A 17,996-nucleotide genomic window follows, 5' to 3' on the forward strand; every position below is an offset into this window, starting at 1 on the left:
TCGCAGCTGGGGGCGGATTGGCCGGCGGGGCAAGATGCAGTCCGACTGGCTCGGGCCATCATCTTCCATCCGGCCGGAGCAAGCGGGACACGCGCCGGCATCGAGGGGAGCCGACGCGGGGCGCTGGGGAGGCTGGGGTCGTGCGACCAATCGACGGCGCGACCTTTCGTCTGGAGTCGGGACAAACATTCTAAGCTATGAATGTTGTTGTGCCGGCGTCCGGGCCGATGTCCCGAGATCAGAGCCGGCCCAATGAGGGCCCGCCCTCAACCCGCATCGCCGGCCAGAGGTGGCTGGCCAACCTTCGGCAAGCAACCCATGACTGCCCTGACCACAAAATCCGAGCAGAAGGCCGCCGCCGCGACCGACCCGGACGATATTCCGCTCTACGAGGCCCGGCGCCAGATCTATCCGCAGAGCGTCCACGGCCGGTTCCGCACCATCAAGTGGATCGTGCTCGCGGTCACGCTCGGCATCTATTATTTCCTGCCGTTCGTGCGCTGGGACCGCGGTCCCGATGCGCCGGGGCAGGCCGTGCTGATCGACTTCACCTCCAGCCGCTTCTACTTCTTCTTCCTCGAGATCTGGCCACAGGAGTTCTACTACGTCGCGGGCCTGCTCATCCTGGCGGCGCTGATCCTGTTCCTCATGAACGCGGTCGCCGGGCGGGTGTGGTGCGGCTACATGTGCCCGCAGACCGTCTGGACCGACCTGTTCATGGCGGTGGAGCGTTTCATCGAGGGTGACCGGCGCGAACGCATCCGCGCTGACGCCGCGCCCTGGACCATGGACAAGTTCGCCCGCAAGACGGCGAAGCACTCCATCTGGCTGCTCATCGCCTGGTGGACCGGCGGTGCCTGGGTGCTCTACTTCGCCGACGCGCCCACGCTGGTGAAGGACCTCGCCACCCTCCAGGCGCCGACCGTGGCCTATATTTCCATCGGCATCCTGACCTTCACCACCTACACGCTCGCCGGCCACATGCGCGAGCAGGTGTGCACCTACATGTGCCCATGGCCGCGCATCCAGGCCGCTCTCACCGACGAATACGCGCTCAACGTCACCTATGCCTATGATCGCGGCGAACCGCGCGGCTCGCTGAAGAAGGCCGAGGCTGCCCGCGAAAAGGGCGAGCCGGCGGGCGACTGCGTGGATTGCGGCCAGTGCGTCGCCGTCTGTCCCACGGGTGTGGACATCCGCCAGGGCATGCAACTGCCCTGCATCCAGTGCGGGCTATGTATCGACGCCTGCAACACGGTGATGGACAAGATCGGCCGCCCGCGCGAACTGATCGCCTATGACAGCGAAGCGAACCTCGAAGCACGGCTTGCCCACAAGTCGTTCACCCAGCGCATCATCCGGCCCCGCACCATCCTTTACGCGGTGCTGATCTGCCTGGTGGGCGGCCTGATGCTGACCTCGCTCCTCGGCCGCTCGACGGAAGGCCTCGCCGCCATCCACGACCGCAACCCGCTGTTCGTGCGGCTGTCGGACGGTTCGGTCCGCAATGCCTATACGGTGCGCCTGATCAACAAGCTGCTGGAGGAGCGCACCTTCATCCTCACGGCGGACGGCGTGCCCGGTGCCAGCCTCGAGGTGGTCGGCGACAATGCCGACGGCCTCACCATCGGGCCGGACCAGACTCGCGAGGTGCGCGTGCTGGTGACGACCCGCGACAAGCTTGCGCCGCAGGCGTCTCTGCCCATCACCTTCCGCATCCGCGACAAGGCCTCGGGCTTGACGGCGGCGGTCAATGACCACTTCATCGGCCCGTGAGCAGCGGACCGGGCAAACACGAGAGGGACGACATGGCCCATGCTGATGTCCCCCGGGGACCGCGCGAACTGACGGGTCGCGCGGTGCTCCTGATCCTCCTCGCCTTCTTTGGCGTGGTGATCGCGGTCAATGTCATCATGGCGCACTTTGCCGTCTCCACCTTCGCGGGCGTGGAGACGGCAAGTTCCTACAAAGCGGGTCTCGCCTTTTCGGCCGAGCACCGCGCCGCCGAGGCGCAGGTTGCCCGGCACTGGAGCGTGAACGTGGAGCTCGCCTCGCCTGGGAACGAGGCGCGCGTGGTCACCATCCGGGTGCTGGACCTCGCCGGGGCGCCCCTGTCGCAGCTCACGCCGGACGGGCGCTTCGCCCACCCGACCGACGCGCGGCATGACGTGGACCTGGACCTCAAGCCCATCGGCGACGGACGCTACCGCGCCACGGCGGTGGCGGGACCGGGCCAGTGGGATCTGGTGATTGATTTTGCGCAAGGCGGAGAGCGCCAGTTCCGGTCCAAAAATCGCGTGCAGCTTCCGTAAGCCGCTATGAACGGGCAACCGGCTTCCTCCGGCCTCCCGAGGCGGCAACGAGACTGCCGGGCGGCATCCGTCCAGGGTCGCCTGCACCTTGAGTACGATCAGGCCGGCTGGCTCGTCGCGCCGGCTGGCCTGTCGTACCTTTCTCTCATTCGGGTCCGCACCTTCCCGCTGCGCGGTGCAGCTGGGCCCCGCAGCCCCCGGGGATGGAGCCATGGCTGAGGCGATCGACTATTCCGTTTTCGTCGCGCGGTCCGAGGATGGCCTCGCCCAGATGAGCCTCGCCGTAGACGGCATCGACTGCGCCGCCTGCATCGCCGAGATCGAGGACGGGGTGAAGGCGCTGCCCGGCGTGGTGCGCGCGCGCCTCAATTATTCCACCCACCGCCTCACCGTCGCCTGGCGCGAGGACACTTCGGCGGATCGGGTGGTGAGCCAGCTGGAATCGCTGGGCTACCGAGCCCACCCTTTCGCCGGCCGGGCCGAGGAAAACGAGGCGCGTCACGCCCGCTGGCTGCTGCGCTGCCTGGGCGTCGCGGGCTTCGCAGCCATGAACATCATGCTGCTGTCGGTCTCGGTGTGGTCGGGCAACGTCACCGACATCACTCCGGAGACGCGGGACTTCTTCCACTGGGTCTCGGCCCTCATCGCGCTTCCGGCGGCGGCCTATGCCGGCCAGCCCTTCTTCCAGAGCGCGTTCCGGGCGGTGCGCTCGGGCCGGCTCAACATGGACGTGCCCATCACCATCGGCGTCACCCTGGCGCTGGGCATGAGCGTGCTGGAAACGGCGCTGAGCCAGCCCCACGCCTATTTCGACAGTGCCATCATGCTGCTGTTCTTCCTTCTGGCCGGGCGCTATCTCGACCATGAGGCGCGCCGGCGCACCCGCGCCACGGCCGGCAACATCGCCGCCCTGCGCGGCGAGATGGCTCATCGCCTCGGCGCGGACGGCGTACCGGTGCTGGTGCCGGTGCAGGCCCTCCAGCCGGGCGACACCATCCTCGTCGCCCCCGGCGAGCGGGTGGCGGCGGACGGCGTCATCGCTTCCGGCCGATCCAGTATTGATGAAAGCCTCGTCACTGGCGAGACCCTGCCGCGCGCGCTGAAGGCAGGCGATGCGGTCTACGCCGGCAGCCTCAACGGTGAGGGTGCCCTGCATCTCACGGTGACAGCGGGCGGAGAGAACACCCTGGTAGACGACGTGCAGCGCCTGCTCGATGGCGCGCTGGCCGAGAAGGGCGCCTATGTGCGCCTCGCCGACCGGGTGGCGCGGCTCTATGCTCCCATGGTGCATCTGACGGCGCTGGTCGCCGCCATCGGCTGGCTACTCGCCGGGGCGGACCTTCATCATGCCGTGATGATCGCGGTGGCGGTGCTGATCATCACCTGCCCCTGCGCGCTGGCCCTCGCCGTGCCGGCGGTGCAGGTGACGGCCACCGGCCGCCTGTTCCGCGCCGGCCTTCTCATCAATGCCGGCGATATGCTGGAGCGCCTCGCCGCCGTGGACACGGTGGTTTTCGACAAGACCGGAACCCTGACCCTGCCTGAGCCCGCCCTTGCCTTGCCGCGTGGTGCGGACCGGGGGCTGGTGGGCCTTGCCGGGCGGCTGGCCCTGTCGAGCCGCCACCCGCTGGCCAGGGCGCTCGCCTCGCGCGCGGACGGGCCGGCCATCGAGGGCGTGACCGAAGTGAGCGGGCAGGGGGTGGAGGCGCTGGTGGACGGCGAGGTCGTGCGCCTCGGCAGCCTCGCTTTCTGCGGCGCGTCGCTGCCGGCCGACCTGCCGGACGGCGCTTCGCTGATCGCGCTGCGCCGTGGCGCCGAGACCTTGGTCATGGGCGTGCAACAGGCCCTGCGGCCGGACGCGCTGGAGGTGGTGGCCGCGCTGAAGGCCCGCGGCCTTGATGTGCGCATCCTTTCCGGCGACCGGGAGGCGGCGGTGGCTCCCGTGGCGCAGGCGCTGGGCATCGCCCATTGGGATGCGGGCCTCAAGCCCGCGGACAAGATCGCCGTGCTCGATCGCCTCAAGGCGGATGGCCGGCGGGTGCTGATGGTTGGCGATGGCCTCAACGATGCCCCGGCGCTGGCCGCCGCCACGGTTTCCCTCTCCCCCGCCACCGGAGCGGCGGTGACGCAGGCCCATGCGGATGCGGTGTTCCTGGGCCGGCGTCTCGCGCCGGTGCTGGCGGCGGTGGACGGGTCGCGGGTCGCGGCGCGGCTGATGCGACAGAACCTCGCCATCGCTGTACTTTACAACGTGATCGCGGTGCCGCTCGCCATCGCCGGCTTTGTCACGCCGCTGGTGGCGGCGCTCGCCATGTCCGGCTCTTCCATACTCGTGACCGTCAACGCCTTGCGCGCGGCGCGGCCGGGGCGCAAGGATGAGGCAACCGACGCCGCGACCCCTGCCGGCGGCGATGCCCGCACATTGGAGGAGGCGGCCGCGTGAACGTCCTCGTCTATCTCCTGCCGCTCGCGCTGCTGCTCGGCCTTACCGGCCTCTTCGCCTTCCTGTGGAGTCTGAAGACTGGCCAGTACGACGATCTCGACGGCGCCGCCGTGCGCGTCTTGTCGGACGACGACCTGCCCGATCACGGTTCCGCTCCCGAGCGCAAATCTCCGTCCGGTCCGCCCCGAACCGGTGCGTCCAAGCCATGAGACGTACCGCGCCTGCCCCCGAGCCCCGTGCGGGCATGCTCGTTTGCGTCTGCGACCCGCAGCTCGACGCCCCTGCCAACGACAACGGGCCACGCCCGGCTTCCACCTTTGGCCTGGCCGTCGGCTTCGCCTTCGCCGTGCTGGCGCAGACGGTGGCGTCCGCCGCCCTGCCGCTCGCCGGCGCCCAGCTGGCGCCGAGGCCGGAACTGGTCACCTGGCCGTTCGCGGCCATGCTCCTCGGGGCGGCGCTCGCCTCTTTCCCGGCGTCCTTCCTGCGCGACGCGTTCGGCCGGCGCACCGGCTTTGCCCTTGGCGCATCGCTGGGCATCGCCGGTGGGGCCCTTTTGGTGGCAGCGCTGATGCAGCGCCAGTTTGCCTGGGCCTGCCTTGGTGCCTTGTGGCTCGGCATGGCGCAGGGCTTCTCCTTCTTCTACCGGCATGAGGCCGCCGCCGCGAGCGGGCGGCCCGCCGCTGCCACGGCCGGCGTGCTGGCGGGCGGTGTCGCCGCCGCCTTCGCTGGACCGACCCTGGCGGGCTTCGCGGAACAGCTCGCCGCGCCCTATTTCCTGGTGGGCGCGGCCGGGCTGGCGGCGCTGGCGCACACCTGCTCCCTCGGGGTCGCGGTGATGCTCGCCTCCGACCCCACCACCGTGTTCCACCCCAAGGCCAGGGCGCCCCTGTCCGCCATCCTGTGGCCGACCCTGGTGGGTGGCGCGGCCTGGTTCGGAATGAACACTGTCATGTCGGGTGCGCCGCTGGCGCTGGTGGGCTGCGGCATCGGCGGGGCCGCGGTGTTCGGCTTCATCGCTTTGCACGTGGCGGCCATGTACGCGCCGGCCGTGCCGCTCGCCTTCGTGGGAGATCGTGTGTCGCCGGTGGCAATCGCCACCGCCGGCGCGGTTCTGGTCGCCATCGGCATCCCGCTCCAGAGCCTGGGGACGCCGGAGAGCATCACCGCCGCCCTCATCTGCGTGGGTGCCGGCTGGTCGGTGGCCACTGTGGGCGCGACGGCGTGGATCTATCGCGCTGGCCAGCCGAGCCGCCTTGCTCTGGCGCTGCATGACGGAGGCCTGTTCTTCGGCGCCATCTGCGGCGCGCTGCTGGGCTTTCTTCTGGCCTGACCCCGGGCGGATGGTTGCGCCGGTGAAAAACCCGGGCCAGCTGGGCGATCGGCTTGGCCAGATCCCGCGCCGGAGGGTAGGACAAAGGGATCGCCCAATCGTCGGGAGCCCGCCCTTGACCCATCCCTTCTCGCTGGACGGCCAGACCGCTCTCGTCACCGGCTCGGTGGCCGGCCTCGGCTTCGAGATCGCCACCGCCCTCGCGCTGGCCGGCGCCCATGTGCTGGTGAACGGCCGGGACGCCGCCCGCCTCGGCGCGGCGGTCACCACCATCATCCGCAAGGGCGGTAAGGCCGAGCCTTACGTCCTCGACGTGTGCGATGCCGATGCGGTCACCAAGGCGATAGCGGCGGCACCGCCCATCCACATCCTCGTCAACAATGCCGGCGCCCGCGACCGGCGCGGTTTTCTCGAGATGGAAGATGCCGCCTTCCGCCGCCTCGTGGAGCTGGACCTTTTCGCCCCCGCCCATCTCACGCGGGAGGTGGCGAAGAGCATGGTGGCGCGCGGCAAGGGCGGGCGCATCATCAATATCACCTCCATCGCCGGGCCGCTCTCGCGGGCGGGCGATGCCGCCTACACCACGGCGAAGGGCGCCCTGGAAGCGCTGACGCGGGCGCTCGCCGCCGATCTCGGACCGCACGCCATCACGGTGAACGCCATCGCCCCCGGCTATTTCCTGACGGAGCCCAATGCCGAGCTGGCGCGCGACCAGGCCGTGGGGGAATGGCTCTCACGCCGTACCTCGCTGGCTCGCTGGGGGCGACCGGAAGAGGTGGCGGGGGCGGCGGTGTTCCTCGCCTCACCAGCAGCCTCCTACATCACCGGCCATGTGCTGGCGGTGGATGGCGGCTACATGGCGCATTTCTGAGCGGCTTCGCTTAAGCGCCGCGCGGGTTTTGCGGGGTTTTCGGGGCGTCTGTTCCCAGCTGCCGCGCCGGGTCAGCGCACCCAGAAGCGCGGCAGGAACAGTACCAGCACGGTCAGGATTTCCAGCCGTCCCAGCAGCATGGCCGCCGTGAGCAGCCACAGGGCGGAATCGGGCAGGACGCCATAATTGGAGGCCGGCCCCACCAGCGGCCCCAGCCCCGGCCCCACATTGGCAAGGCAGGCGATGGCGGCCGAGAAAGCGGTTCTCACGTCGAGGCCGAGCATGTTGAGGGCGACGCCGAAGAGGAAGAAGGCGAGCAGATAGAGGAAGACGAAGGACAGCACTGAAGCCACCACGTCGTCCGCCACCGGCGCGCCGCCGTAACGCAGGGGAAACACCCCGGCGCGGAAGGAAATGCGCTTCAGGTGCTGGCGGATGGCCTTGGCGGTGATGGCGAGGCGCAGGGCCTTCAGGCCGCCGGAGGTGGAGCCGGTGCAGCCGCCGATGAACATCAGCACAAAGAAGATGGCATCCGAGCTTGTGCCCCAGTTGGTGTAGTCCGCCGCCATGAAGCCGGTGGTGGAAATGAGCGAGGCCACCGTGAACAGAGCCCAACGCAAAGCCGTCTCGCCGGAGGCGATGCCGCTGAAGGTGAGTTGCAGGAAGGAGAGGATGGTGAACACCGCCACGATGGCGAAGAACAGCCGTACCTCCGGATTGGAGAAGAGGCGCCACGGGTCGCCGGACAGGGCGCGCACATAAAGCGGGAAGGGCAGGGCGGCCATGAGCATGAAGGCCGCGGCCACGTAATCCACCGCGGGCTTCGCGAACACAGTGAGCGAGCTGTCCGAATTGGCGAAGCCGCCGCTCGACAGGGTGGACATGGCGATGGTGACCGCGTCGAACGGCTTCAGCCCCGCGAGCAGGAAGAAGCCGGCGCAGATGGCGGTGAGCAGCACATAGGCGATGAGCAGGCGCTTGGCGATGGCGCCGGCGCGGGGCAGGAACTTCTCTGACTTGTCGGAGGATTCCGTGCGGAACAATTGCATGCCGCCGATGGAAAGCACCGGCAGCACCGCGATGGCGATGGCGACGATGCCGATGCCGCCAAACCAGTGCAGCAGCGCCCGCCACAACAGGATACCGGGAGACATGGCATCCAGCCCCGACATCACGCTGGCGCCGGTGGTGGTGAGCCCGGACATGCTCTCGAACATGGCGCCGGTGAAGGAGAGGTGGGAGGGACCCCACATGAGCGGCAGGGCCGCGAACAGCGACAGCACCACCCAGACCGAGGAGGTCAGAAGGAAGGCCTGCCGCAGGTCCAGCTTGCTGACGGTCTGGCTGCGCCCGCTCATCCACAGCAGCACGCCGACGAAGATGGTGATGGCCGAGGCGCCCACGAAGGCACCCTGTCCGCCGGACCGCGTGGCGAAATCCACTATCGCCGGCACCAGCATTGCGACGCCGAGGATGGAGAGGAGGACGCCGAGCGTCGCCGCCACCGGGCGCAGGCTGAGCACCGAAACGGCCTCGGCCTCCACCGTTGGTAAGCGCGCGGCGTGCATGACGTCCCCCTTCCCCCAAAGCGTCTTCAAGCGAAGCGGATACCGATTCGCTTGAAGAAAACGCGTCAACACGAGATTCGAAAGCACCTGCGAGCGGAGTGGATCTCGGTTTGTTTAAGAAAATGCCATGCGCCAACGAGATAGAGCATTTCCCGCGAACGGGTGTGCACGGAAAATGCTCTCGCCCGCGGCGACGTCAGTTCAGAACCCGGCGCACATCCGGCACATCCAGCGAGAAGGCCGGGATCTCGATGGAGAAGGTCTCGCCGTTGTCGGCCAGCATTTCATAATGCCCGCTCATGATCCCGGTGGAGGTGTTGAGCGGCACGCCGCTGGTATATTCGAATCGGCCTCCGGGCGGCAGGGTGGGCTCCTCGCCCACAACGCCCGATCCGTGGACCTCCTCGGTGTGCCCATTGGCGTCGGTGATGATCCAGTGGCGGCCCTTCAGTTGCACAGTCTCCTGGCCCAAATTGGCCACCTCGACGGTATAAGCCCAAAAATGACGGCCCTGATCGGGCTCCGAACGCTCCGCCACATAACGCGGCGTTGCGGTCACCTGAATATTTCGAGTGATGGCGCGGTACATACCCGCTCGAGCTCCCCTCACCGCGGGAGAAAATGCCCCCGCGGGCCACAGTGAACCCGCGTTGCCGTCCGGGCGCAACAGTCTGCTCTGCCCGGTCGTGGGAATGGAGCCGTTACAAGGCTCTGGCGGCGGTGACGAGATCGGCGATCAGGTCGTCGGGATGCTCGAGCCCTACGGACAGGCGAAGCAGGCCGTCGGAAATCCCCATCTCGGCGCGGGCCTCCGGCGTGAAGCGCTGGTGGGTGGTGGTGGCCGGATGGGTGATGAGGCTCTTGGCATCGCCGAGGTTGTTGGAGATGCGGATCAGCCCCAGCGCGTTGGCGAAGCGGAAGGCGCCTTCCTTGCCGCCCTCCACCACGAAGGTCACGAGGGTGCCGCCGCCCTTCATCTGCCGGCGCGCCAGTTCCGCCTGCGGATGGTCGGCGCGGCCGGGATAGAGCACCGTCTGGATGTTCGGCAGGCCGGCCAGCGCATCGGCGATGCGGCCCGCGCTCGCCTGCATGCGCTCCACCCGCAACGCCAGCGTCTCCAGGCCCTTCAGCATGATCCAGGCGTTGAAGGGGGAGATGGAGGGGCCGGTCTGGCGCAGGAAGGTCTGGAGGTGGTCGGTCACGAACTGCTGGGAGGAGAGGATGACGCCGCCGAGGCAGCGGCCCTGGCCATCCACATGCTTGGTGGTGGAATAGACCACGATGTCCGCGCCCAGCTCGAACGGGTGCTGGAGCAGGGGGGTGGCGAACACATTGTCCACCACCAGCCGGGCGCCGGCGGCGTGGGCGATCTCAGCCACCGCCGCGATGTCGATCAGCTCCAGGGTGGGATTGGTAGGGCTTTCCAGGAAGAACACCTTGGTGCTCGGCCGCACCGCCGCCCGCCAGGCGGCAAGGTCGGTGCCGTCCACCAGCGTGGTTTCGACACCGTAGCGCGGCAGGAAATCTTCCAGAATCCAGCGACACGAGCCGAACAGGGCGCGCGCTGCCACCACATGGTCGCCGGCGGAGAGCTGGCACAGCAGCGCCGCGTTCACCGCCGCCATGCCGGAGGCCGTGGCCCGGGCCGCCTCCGCACCTTCCAGCAGCGCCATGCGCTCCTCGAACATGGCGGTGGTGGGATTGCCGTAGCGGGAATAGACGAAGCCCGGATCCTCGCCCTTGAAGCGGGCCTCGCAGGACTCGGCGTTGTCGTAGACGAAGCCCTGGGTCAGGAACAGCGCCTCGGAGGTCTCCCCATAAGGCGAGCGGGTGGTACCACCATGGACTAGGCGCGTCTCCGGGTGGAGTGTAAGGGGATCTTTGGGGATGAATTTGGGGGCTGGCTTTTGCGCCACGGACATGACGGTCTCCGGGGGAGGCCGAGGGGATCAGGCGCGGTTCGCCGCCGCGGTGGCCGGTGTGCGGCGCGCGCGGCTTGCCCGTCTGTTCGTCCCCGGCCTTTTAGCAAGGTTGTTTAACGTGGCTGCAAGCGGGCCGGCTCAAATTCACCACGAGTGAGCAGCAGTAAACGCCCGGCCTCCCCTTGGCGTCAAGGGTTTCGTCCGGTAAAGCGAACAATAAGGACGGGAAAGCGGATATGACCGTGCGAGCGACGGAGCATCAGAAGCCCGGCATCCTGCCCGCCGAGGCCATTTCGGCGCTGAAGGCGACGGGTGCCATCTCCTGCCGCCGGCCGCTTGATGTGGACCAGATCCAGCCGGCGAGCCTGGACCTGCGGCTCGGCCGCACGGCGTGGCGGGTGCGCGCGAGCTTCCTGCCGGGGGCCGGCGTCTCGGTGAAGGAGCGCCTGGCCGACCTCGCCCTGCACGATTTCGACCTTGCCAAGGGTGCGGTGCTGGAGACCGGCTGCGTCTATCTGGTGGAATTGTTCGAGCGCCTGAAGCTACCCTTTGATCTCGCGGCGGCGGCGAACCCCAAAAGCTCCACCGGCCGTCTGGACGTGTTCGTGCGCGTCATCACCGACGGCGCGCGGGCCTTCGACACCATTCCCGCCGGCTACAACGGCCCGCTTTATCTGGAAATCTCCCCGCGCACCTTCCCCATCCTGGTGCGCACCGGCTCGCGCCTGTCGCAGGTACGCTTCCGTCGCGGCGTTTCGCGCCTGTCGGATCTCGAACTCTTGAGCCTCCAGTCCGCCGAATGCCTGGTGGACGCCGCCCAGCCGGACGTGGCGGCGGGCGGCATCGCGCTGGGGGTCGATCTCGCCGGCGAGGTGATCCCCGGCCTGCAGGGCTTCCGGGCCAAGAAGCATACCGGCGTCATCGACGTGGACGAGGCCGGCGTGCTCGACGTGGAGGATTTCTGGGAGCCCATCCGGGTGCGACCGGGCCGCACGGCGGGGCTGGTACTGGATCCCGACGCCTTCTACATCCTCGCCTCGCGGGAGGCGGTGCACGTGCCGCCGGACTATGCGGCGGAGATGGTGCCGTTCGATCCCCTGGTGGGCGAGTTCCGGGTGCATTATGCCGGCTTCTTCGATCCCGGCTTCGGCAATCCGGCGGCCGGCGGGCGCGGCGCCCGCGCGGTCCTGGAAGTGCGCTCGCGGGAGGTGCCCTTCATCCTGGAGCACGGCCAGACGGTGGGCCGCCTCGTCTACGAGCGCATGGCGGGCCGCCCCGGCACCCTCTACGGCGCCGACATGCGCTCCCACTACCAGGGTCAGGGACTGAAGCTCTCCAAGCATTTCAAGCCCGTGGGGACCTGAGGGCCGGCGCGACCCCCTCACCCCTTGCCGACGGTCCCGGTCGCGGCGGCGCGGCCGGCGGCGATCATCTCCTCCTTGCGCCAGGGCACGGCATCGTTCAGCGCGGCGTTGAGTTCGCGCAGCGGGCGCAGCACAGCGTCGGAATAGGCGAGATAGTCCGCCACCAGCGGCAGCACCTCCATCACGGCGGGGTCGTCCGCCATGCCCAGCACGGTGGAGACCGCGGCGTCCACCGCTGGCGTCGCCGCATCAGCGCTGCCGCTGCCCGCCTCGCCCAACACCACTTCGAAGCCGGTGAGGATGCGCGAGCGCGCCGCTTCCACCACGGCCACCACCTCTTCGCGCGCATCGGCGCCCATGGCGGACAGGCGAAAAGCCACGTCCTCCATCAGGGCGAGATAGGTGATGAGCACGTCGAGGGTGGAGACGATGTTGGCCGCGTCCCCCGCCGAATGGCCGAACACCTGCTCGGCGCCCAGATTGGGCAGGCGCGTGCCCATGGCCCGCACGTCCTGGGCGAGGGCGGAGACACTCGCCTTCTCACCCTGGTGGGGCCACCAGGATGCGAAGGCAACGCGGGCCCGGCGCACCAGCGCCTTCACCTCGGGCCGCAGCTGCTCGGCCAGATAGACCGGCAGCACCAGATAGGAGACGATCAGGGCGATGGCAGCACCGATGGCGGTCTCATAGATGCGCGCCAGCATGCCCTCGGTGCCGAGCCCGGAAATGATGTGCAGTCCCAGCACCACAGACAAGCCCACGGCGGCGGACGCCACGTCGTAGCGGTCCTTCTGGGTGACGAGGGCGATCATCTGGGCCGCCATGCACAAGGCGGCGAGAATCCAGATGTGCGGCCCAAGCCCCAGGAACAGACCCATGCCCAGCACCACGCCGATGAGCGTGCCCACGGTGCGGTAGCGCACCCGCATATAGGTCTCGCCCACGCTGTTGCCGATGACGAACATGACCGTCATGGTCGCCCAATAGGCGTGGTCCAGATGCACCCCGAGATCGAGGGCGGTGGTGACGGCGGTGGCGATGGCCCCCTGGCAGGCGACGCGCATGGGCGCGGACAGGGTGCGCCGGCCGTCCGGCCCCTGCACCAGTGTGGGGATGACACGTGGCGCCGGCGGAGTGGCCGCTGTTTCATCGTGGGGCGGCGGAAACGGCGCGGTCTCGGCGGCGGCGATGCCGGTGACGACGAGGGACAGGCGATCGAACGCTGTCAGCGCCCGCAGCAGCGCGAAGCGGGCGTCCGGCGGCAGCTCCGGCGCGAAGGCAAGGGCGCGCAACGACGCCACCGCGCGCTCGAAGCGCTCCTCCGCATGCACGTCGGAGACCTCCACCGCCTCGAGCCGGCGGGCGATGTGATCGGCGGCGGCGGCGAAGGGATGCCGCCAGTCCGGCGTGTCGGGTGCCTTTTCGGGCACGCAGCTGGCGAGCAGTTCCACCGCCACCCGCAGACGGTAGAAGCGCACCCTGAGGCGCTCGAAGTCCGGCTGGGCGTCGGGGGCTTCGGCAATAGCCGAGGCGAGTGCGTTCCACACCCGCCCGCGCAGGTTTTCCAGCGCATCGTTCGCCTCTTCCGGAAACGGCCGGCCGTGGCGCACCGCCTCGGACAGCTCGCGCAGATAGTTCGCTACCGCGCCCTGCATATCCAGCGTGGTCTCGACAAAGGCGTTGACGGCGGAGGGCCGCCATGGCGAGAGACGCACCACCGCCGCCACCAGGGAGCCCTGGCAGAAGGCGACCAGCAGCAGCGCCGCCTCGATCCGTGTCGGCTGGAGGATGGTGCCGACCGTGGCGACGACGATGAGCGCGAGGCCGAGCCGCTGTCCCTCCATGCCGTAGCGCCGCAGGGCGAGGGCGAAGAAGGCGAGGGGGATGAGCAGCAGCTTCTGGACGATGTCGTTGCCGGGCCCTTCGCCGGGACCCACCAGCGTCAGCGCCAGCAGGAAGGCGAAGCCGAGGCCGAACAGCCGCCCCATGGTGCGCGCTTCGGCGCCAACGCTCGCCGCAGGATTGAAGCTGATCATCACCAGCGCGGCGCAGCCGGCCATCATGGGAAAAGTGACTTCCATGCCCAGGCGAAACGCGATCGAGGTGGCGTAGCCCACCAGGATGACGATCACGAACGAGATGCCGAGATGGAACGCGCGCGTGAGATCGACCCCGCCGGGATCATGATCTGCGAGCCACCCCTTCAACTGGTCCAGGAGCGGCTCGCGGGGGCGGGGCGGAGCTGGCCGGACCGGAGCCGACGGGGATGCCGATTTGGACGGAGATTCGGGCGGCGACATGGGGGCAGGTCCGGGGCGGTGCGGCGTCTCGGGCATGGGCGGAGGAATTCATGGTTCGCCGGGCCTGTCCAGTGCGGCGAGAGGTGCGCCGCAATGCATTCAACTTTTCCCGCATCTGCTCTATAGCCAGCCCTGCCTTCGGCGAAGCACGGCGCCGAGACGTCCTAGCGGCGAACGGGAACAGGCGGAATGACAGCGGAAACGAAGGCGCGGGTACGGGAATTGTATGCGGCAAAGCTGGCCGGAGGCGATATCTCGGACGATCCGGCACAGGCCATGGTGGTGCAGGAATTCGCCCGCCTGGAGCTGGAGCTGCGCGAGCGGGCCATGGCCCAGAAGTCTTCGGCGCTGGGCTGGCTGTTCCAGCGCCGCGCGCCGGTGACGCCCAAGGGCATGTATGTCTACGGCAAGGTCGGCCGCGGCAAGACCATGCTCATGGACCTGTTCTTCGATGCCCTGCCGGCCCGGGCCAAAAGGCGCGCCCATTTCCACGAATTCATGGGCGACGTGCACGAGCGCATCTTCCGCGAGCGTCAGGCCCAGAAGCAGGGCGACCGCAAGGCCGCCGACCCCATCATAGCGGTGGCGGCGGCGCTGGCCGACGAGGCTAAGATCCTGTGCTTCGACGAATTCCACGTCACCGACATCGCCGACGCCATGATCCTCGGCCGGCTGTTCGAGAAGCTGTTCGCCGACGGCGTGGTGGTGGTGGCCACCTCCAACGTGGCGCCGAAGGACCTGTATGCCGGCGGCCTCAACCGCGCGCTCTTCCTGCCGTTCATCGGCATGATCGAGGATCGCATGCAGGTCATGACGCTGGATTCGCGCACCGACTACCGCATGGAGAAGCTGGAAGGGGTGTCCACCTGGCACACCCCCCTCGGTCCGGATGCGGATGCGGCGGTGGCGAAGGCGTGGCGCCGGCTCGCCGGCCCCGGCGGCGGCGTTCCCGGCGAGGTCGTGCTGAAGGGGCGGCACGTCGCGATCCCGGCCATGGCCAACGGCGCCGCCCGCTTCACCTTCGCCGATCTGTGCGAGGCGGCGCTGGGGCCGAACCCCGATTACCTGCGGCTCGCGCGCATGTTCCATACGCTCGTGCTGGAGCACATCCCCATCCTGGGGCCGGACCAGCGCAACGAGGCCAAGCGCTTCATCTCGCTGATCGACACGCTCTATGATTCCAATGTGAAGCTCATCGCCTCGGCGGCGGCGGAGCCGGACGCGCTGTATCTCGGCACGGACGGCACGGAGGTGTTCGAGTTCGCCCGCACGGTGTCGCGCATCCACGAAATGCGCTCGGGTGAATATCTGGCGAAGCCCCACGGCCGCCCGGATTCGGCCGCCTCCGGAGATACGACGGGCCTGGTGGAAACCTGAACCCGCGTGGCCGCCGCGCGGGCTGGTACCCGGCGCTCTTGCATGGGCGTATTGACGCAATTTTGCCGTGCGGGTAAGGGACTTCTTTGCCCTGGGGAGAGACCGATGCGCTCCTACTTCGTCGCGGTTTTTGCTGCTTCAATGATGAGTGGAGCCGCATGCGCGGCAGATTTGGCGGTCGCCGTCACCAAGGCGCCGCCTGCACCTGCATCCTTCAGCTGGACAGGCTTCTATATCGGCGGCAATGCCGGCTATGCTTGGGGCTCCGGCGCGTTGGATGGTGTCGGCTATATCTATGGGAATGATTACGGCACCTACAGCAATGGCTGGTTCAACGGGCAGAGATCATCCGGAAGCAACTCTTTCACCGGCGGTGCGCAGGCCGGCTATAATTATCAGATTGGGCGAGCGGTTTTAGGGTTCGAGGCGGATATAAACTATGCCGATGTGAGCAAGAGTTATGCCGCAAGCAGCGTTTATGATCTTTACCCTTATCCCGTCGATCGGCCCGATTACAATTACCACCTGAGAGAGCAGCTTGATGCGAGCACCTCGGTGGAGTGGTTCGGGACCATCCGTGCCCGCCTGGGCGTCACTGCACTCGACCGCCTCCTGGTCTATGCGACGGGCGGCGCAGCCTATGGCAAGGTGAGCGGCAGCGGCAGCTATTCGTGGCGTGAATACGGCTACTGGTGGGGCGGCCCTGGCGACCACGCCTTTGACCGCAGTGGCGGATTCGGCGGCTCCGATAGCTCGGTACGCTGGGGCTGGACGGTGGGCGGCGGACTTGAATACGCCATCACCGACAACATCACGATAAAGGGCGAATATCTCTACGTCGATCTCGGGAGCAACGACTACCGGATTCCCGAGGCAGCTGGCGGTGATGAATTCGTCACCTGGACCAGCTCGACCAAGCTGAATGTCGCGCGGCTGGGCGTGAATTATAAGTTCTGAAGACCCGCCCGCACACGGCGCCGCTTTCGGCCCCGTGTGCGGGGATTGCGTGAGCGGTCCTGAGGGACCGCTCCGTCCCCTGCCAGCTCAGCGCGGCAGGGTGGTCGCGCCCATGAGTTCCTTGTCGATGGCATGGGCGGCCTGGCGACCCTCGCGGATGGCCCACACCACCAGCGACTGGCCGCGCCGCATGTCGCCCGCAGCGAACAGCTTGGGCACGGAGGTGGCATAGGCGAGGTCGTCGGCTTCGACGTTGCCGCGCTTGTCCAGGGCCGCGCCGGACTGCTCGATGAGGCCGGGATGGGCCGCATGGGCGAAGCCGATGGCGAGGAACACGAGGTCCGCGCGCAGCACGAACTCGGTGCCGGGGATGGGCTGGCGCTTCTGGTCCACGCGGGCGCACTTCACGCCGGTGACGCGGCCGTTACGCCCCTCGATGCCCAGGGTGGCGCAGGCGAATTCACGCTCGGCACCCTCGGCCTGGGAGGAGGAGGTGCGGAACTTGGTGGGCCAATAGGGCCACACCGCCAGCTTGTCTTCCTTCATGGGCGGTACGGCGCGGATGTCGAGCTGGGTGACCGATAGCGCACCCTGGCGGAAGGCGGTGCCCACGCAATCCGAGGCGGTGTCGCCGCCGCCCACCACCACCACGTGCTTGCCGCCGGCGAGGATCGGGATCTCGTTGACCGGCTCGTCGCCTTCGCGGCGGTTTGACTGCACGAGATAGGGCATGGCGAAGTGCACACCCTCCATCTCCTGGCCCGGCAGCTTGGGATCGCGCGGGGCTTCCGAGCCACCGGCCAGCAGCACGGCGTCGTGAGTGTCGAGCAGTTCCTGGAACGGCCGGACGATGCCGATGTTCTCGTTGTAGTGGAACGTCACACCTTCCGCTTCCATCTGCTTCACGCGACGGTCGATGTGGTGCTTTTCCATCTTGAAGTCGGGGATGCCGTAGCGCAGCAGGCCGCCGGCCTTGGGCTCGCGCTCAAAGACGTGCACGTCGTGGCCGGCGCGGGCGAGCTGCTGGGCGGCGGCAAGGCCCGCCGGGCCGGAGCCGACGATGGCCACCTTCTTGCCGGTCTTCACGGCGGCCGGCTCGGGCTTGATCCAGCCCTTCTTCCACGCCTTGTCGGCGATGGCCTGCTCCACCGTCTTGATGGTGACGGGCATGTCCTCGAGGTTCAGGGTGCAGGCTTCCTCGCATGGGGCGGGGCAGACGCGGCCAGTGAACTCGGGGAAATTGTTCGTGGTGTGGAGGTTGCGCGCGGCTTCCTCCCACTCGTCGCGATAGACGAGGTCGTTCCAGTCCGGAATCTGGTTGTGCACGGGACAGCCATTGGGCCCGTGGCAGAAGGGGATCCCGCAGTCCATGCAGCGCGCCGCCTGGTTCGTCACCTCGGCGTCGGGCAACGGCAGCGTGAACTCGCGGAAATGGCGGATGCGGTCGGAGGCGGGCTGATACTTCTGCTCCCGCCGGTCGATCTCCAGAAAACCCGTGACCTTGCCCATCAGAACCCCTTAGGCGAACCTCGTTGAGGGAACCGCCGCGCGC

At 68.3% G+C, this 17,996-nt stretch carries 14 protein-coding genes and 1 riboswitch; of the genes, 9 read left to right on the forward strand and 5 right to left on the reverse strand.

The genetic code is table 11. The features are described from left to right. Positions 1–318 precede the first annotated feature (318 nt). The 6 genes from ccoG (at position 319) to FBQ73_RS04080 (ending at position 6,956) form a co-directional block, all read left to right on the forward strand. Positions 319–1,776 carry a cytochrome c oxidase accessory protein CcoG gene (gene ccoG, locus FBQ73_RS04055; protein ID WP_138398240.1) on the forward strand — a complete coding sequence of 486 codons (1,458 nt, stop codon included), beginning with the start codon at positions 319–321 and terminating at the stop codon, positions 1,774–1,776. A 32-nt stretch (positions 1,777–1,808) separates the two neighbouring features. Continuing rightward, positions 1,809–2,312 (forward strand): FixH family protein, encoded by a 504-nt coding sequence (locus tag FBQ73_RS04060; protein ID WP_138398241.1) that lies wholly within the window; start codon positions 1,809–1,811, stop codon positions 2,310–2,312. Positions 2,313–2,523: 211 nt separating this feature from the next. Beyond that, a complete protein-coding gene (locus FBQ73_RS04065; RefSeq protein WP_138398242.1) occupies positions 2,524–4,755 on the forward strand; it encodes a heavy metal translocating P-type ATPase in 2,232 nt (743 codons plus the stop codon). Next, the gene (gene ccoS / locus FBQ73_RS04070; RefSeq protein WP_138398243.1) at positions 4,752–4,964 is read left to right on the forward strand and encodes a cbb3-type cytochrome oxidase assembly protein CcoS; all 213 of its coding nucleotides are present in this window, start codon (positions 4,752–4,754) and stop codon (positions 4,962–4,964) included. The genes FBQ73_RS04065 and ccoS overlap by 4 nt, the downstream gene beginning before the upstream one ends. Next, positions 4,961–6,085: a hypothetical protein gene (locus tag FBQ73_RS04075; RefSeq protein WP_138398244.1), complete on the forward strand. Its 1,125-nt coding sequence runs from the start codon at positions 4,961–4,963 to the stop codon at positions 6,083–6,085. The genes ccoS and FBQ73_RS04075 overlap by 4 nt, the downstream gene beginning before the upstream one ends. 115 nt (positions 6,086–6,200) lie before the next feature. After that, a complete protein-coding gene (locus FBQ73_RS04080) occupies positions 6,201–6,956 on the forward strand; it encodes an SDR family oxidoreductase (protein WP_138398245.1) in 756 nt (251 codons plus the stop codon). A gap of 71 nt (positions 6,957–7,027) precedes the next feature. On the opposite strand, the gene FBQ73_RS04085 is transcribed toward FBQ73_RS04080, so the two are convergent. The 3 genes from FBQ73_RS04085 to FBQ73_RS04095 all read right to left on the reverse strand — a co-directional run bounded on the left by FBQ73_RS04085 (position 7,028) and on the right by FBQ73_RS04095 (position 10,446). Continuing rightward, positions 7,028–8,524, reverse strand: a complete 1,497-nt coding sequence (locus FBQ73_RS04085) for a TrkH family potassium uptake protein (RefSeq protein ID WP_210236659.1) — start codon at positions 8,522–8,524, stop codon at positions 7,028–7,030. Positions 8,525–8,720: 196 nt separating this feature from the next. Then, positions 8,721–9,113, reverse strand: a complete 393-nt coding sequence (gene apaG / locus FBQ73_RS04090; protein ID WP_138398246.1) for a Co2+/Mg2+ efflux protein ApaG — start codon at positions 9,111–9,113, stop codon at positions 8,721–8,723. 112 nt (positions 9,114–9,225) lie between these two features. Next, on the reverse strand, positions 9,226–10,446 hold the full coding sequence (locus tag FBQ73_RS04095; RefSeq protein WP_138398247.1) for an O-succinylhomoserine sulfhydrylase: 1,221 nt from the start codon (positions 10,444–10,446) through the stop codon (positions 9,226–9,228). Positions 10,447–10,526: 80 nt separating this feature from the next. Beyond that, a riboswitch (SAM riboswitch) is annotated at positions 10,527–10,607 on the reverse strand. 75 nt (positions 10,608–10,682) lie between these two features. On the opposite strand from FBQ73_RS04095, the gene FBQ73_RS04100 reads away from it, so the two are divergent. Continuing rightward, entirely contained in the window at positions 10,683–11,810 is a 1,128-nt protein-coding gene (locus tag FBQ73_RS04100) for a 2'-deoxycytidine 5'-triphosphate deaminase (RefSeq protein WP_138398248.1), read from the forward strand. Between the two features lie 17 nt (positions 11,811–11,827). Here the strand turns inward: FBQ73_RS04100 and FBQ73_RS04105 are convergent, their stop codons facing one another. Then, entirely contained in the window at positions 11,828–14,017 is a 2,190-nt protein-coding gene (locus FBQ73_RS04105; protein ID WP_170218738.1) for an FUSC family protein, read from the reverse strand. Between the two features lie 282 nt (positions 14,018–14,299). Here FBQ73_RS04105 and zapE point away from each other — a divergent pair, with 282 nt between their 5' ends. Further along, a complete protein-coding gene (gene zapE, locus FBQ73_RS04110; protein ID WP_138398250.1) occupies positions 14,300–15,487 on the forward strand; it encodes a cell division protein ZapE in 1,188 nt (395 codons plus the stop codon). 105 nt (positions 15,488–15,592) lie between these two features. After that, entirely contained in the window at positions 15,593–16,444 is an 852-nt protein-coding gene (locus FBQ73_RS04115) for an outer membrane protein (RefSeq protein ID WP_170218739.1), read from the forward strand. Positions 16,445–16,531: 87 nt separating this feature from the next. Here FBQ73_RS04115 and FBQ73_RS04120 read toward each other — a convergent pair whose 3' ends face one another. Then, complete coding sequence (locus tag FBQ73_RS04120; RefSeq protein ID WP_138398252.1) at positions 16,532–17,953, reverse strand: glutamate synthase subunit beta; 1,422 nt, start codon at positions 17,951–17,953, stop codon at positions 16,532–16,534. Positions 17,954–17,996 lie beyond the last annotated feature (43 nt).

This window comes from Xanthobacter autotrophicus (assembly GCF_005871085.1).
Classification (GTDB): domain Bacteria; phylum Pseudomonadota; class Alphaproteobacteria; order Rhizobiales; family Xanthobacteraceae; genus Xanthobacter; species Xanthobacter autotrophicus.

Excerpts from the sequence above, each read along its gene's own strand:
- FBQ73_RS04065 (WP_138398242.1), top strand. The coding sequence starts at position 2,524 with ATGGCTGAGGCGATCGACTATTCCGTTTTCGTCGCGCGGTCCGAGGAT.
- ccoG (WP_138398240.1), top strand. The coding sequence starts at position 319 with ATGACTGCCCTGACCACAAAATCCGAGCAGAAGGCCGCCGCCGCGACC.
- FBQ73_RS04075 (WP_138398244.1), top strand. The coding sequence starts at position 4,961 with ATGAGACGTACCGCGCCTGCCCCCGAGCCCCGTGCGGGCATGCTCGTT.
- FBQ73_RS04100 (WP_138398248.1), top strand. The coding sequence starts at position 10,683 with ATGACCGTGCGAGCGACGGAGCATCAGAAGCCCGGCATCCTGCCCGCC.
- apaG (WP_138398246.1), bottom strand. The coding sequence starts at position 9,113 with ATGTACCGCGCCATCACTCGAAATATTCAGGTGACCGCAACGCCGCGT.
- zapE (WP_138398250.1), top strand. The coding sequence starts at position 14,300 with ATGACAGCGGAAACGAAGGCGCGGGTACGGGAATTGTATGCGGCAAAG.
- FBQ73_RS04085 (WP_210236659.1), bottom strand. The coding sequence starts at position 8,524 with ATGCACGCCGCGCGCTTACCAACGGTGGAGGCCGAGGCCGTTTCGGTG.
- FBQ73_RS04120 (WP_138398252.1), bottom strand. The coding sequence starts at position 17,953 with ATGGGCAAGGTCACGGGTTTTCTGGAGATCGACCGGCGGGAGCAGAAG.
- FBQ73_RS04060 (WP_138398241.1), top strand. The coding sequence starts at position 1,809 with ATGGCCCATGCTGATGTCCCCCGGGGACCGCGCGAACTGACGGGTCGC.
- FBQ73_RS04095 (WP_138398247.1), bottom strand. The coding sequence starts at position 10,446 with ATGTCCGTGGCGCAAAAGCCAGCCCCCAAATTCATCCCCAAAGATCCC.
- FBQ73_RS04115 (WP_170218739.1), top strand. The coding sequence starts at position 15,593 with ATGCGCTCCTACTTCGTCGCGGTTTTTGCTGCTTCAATGATGAGTGGA.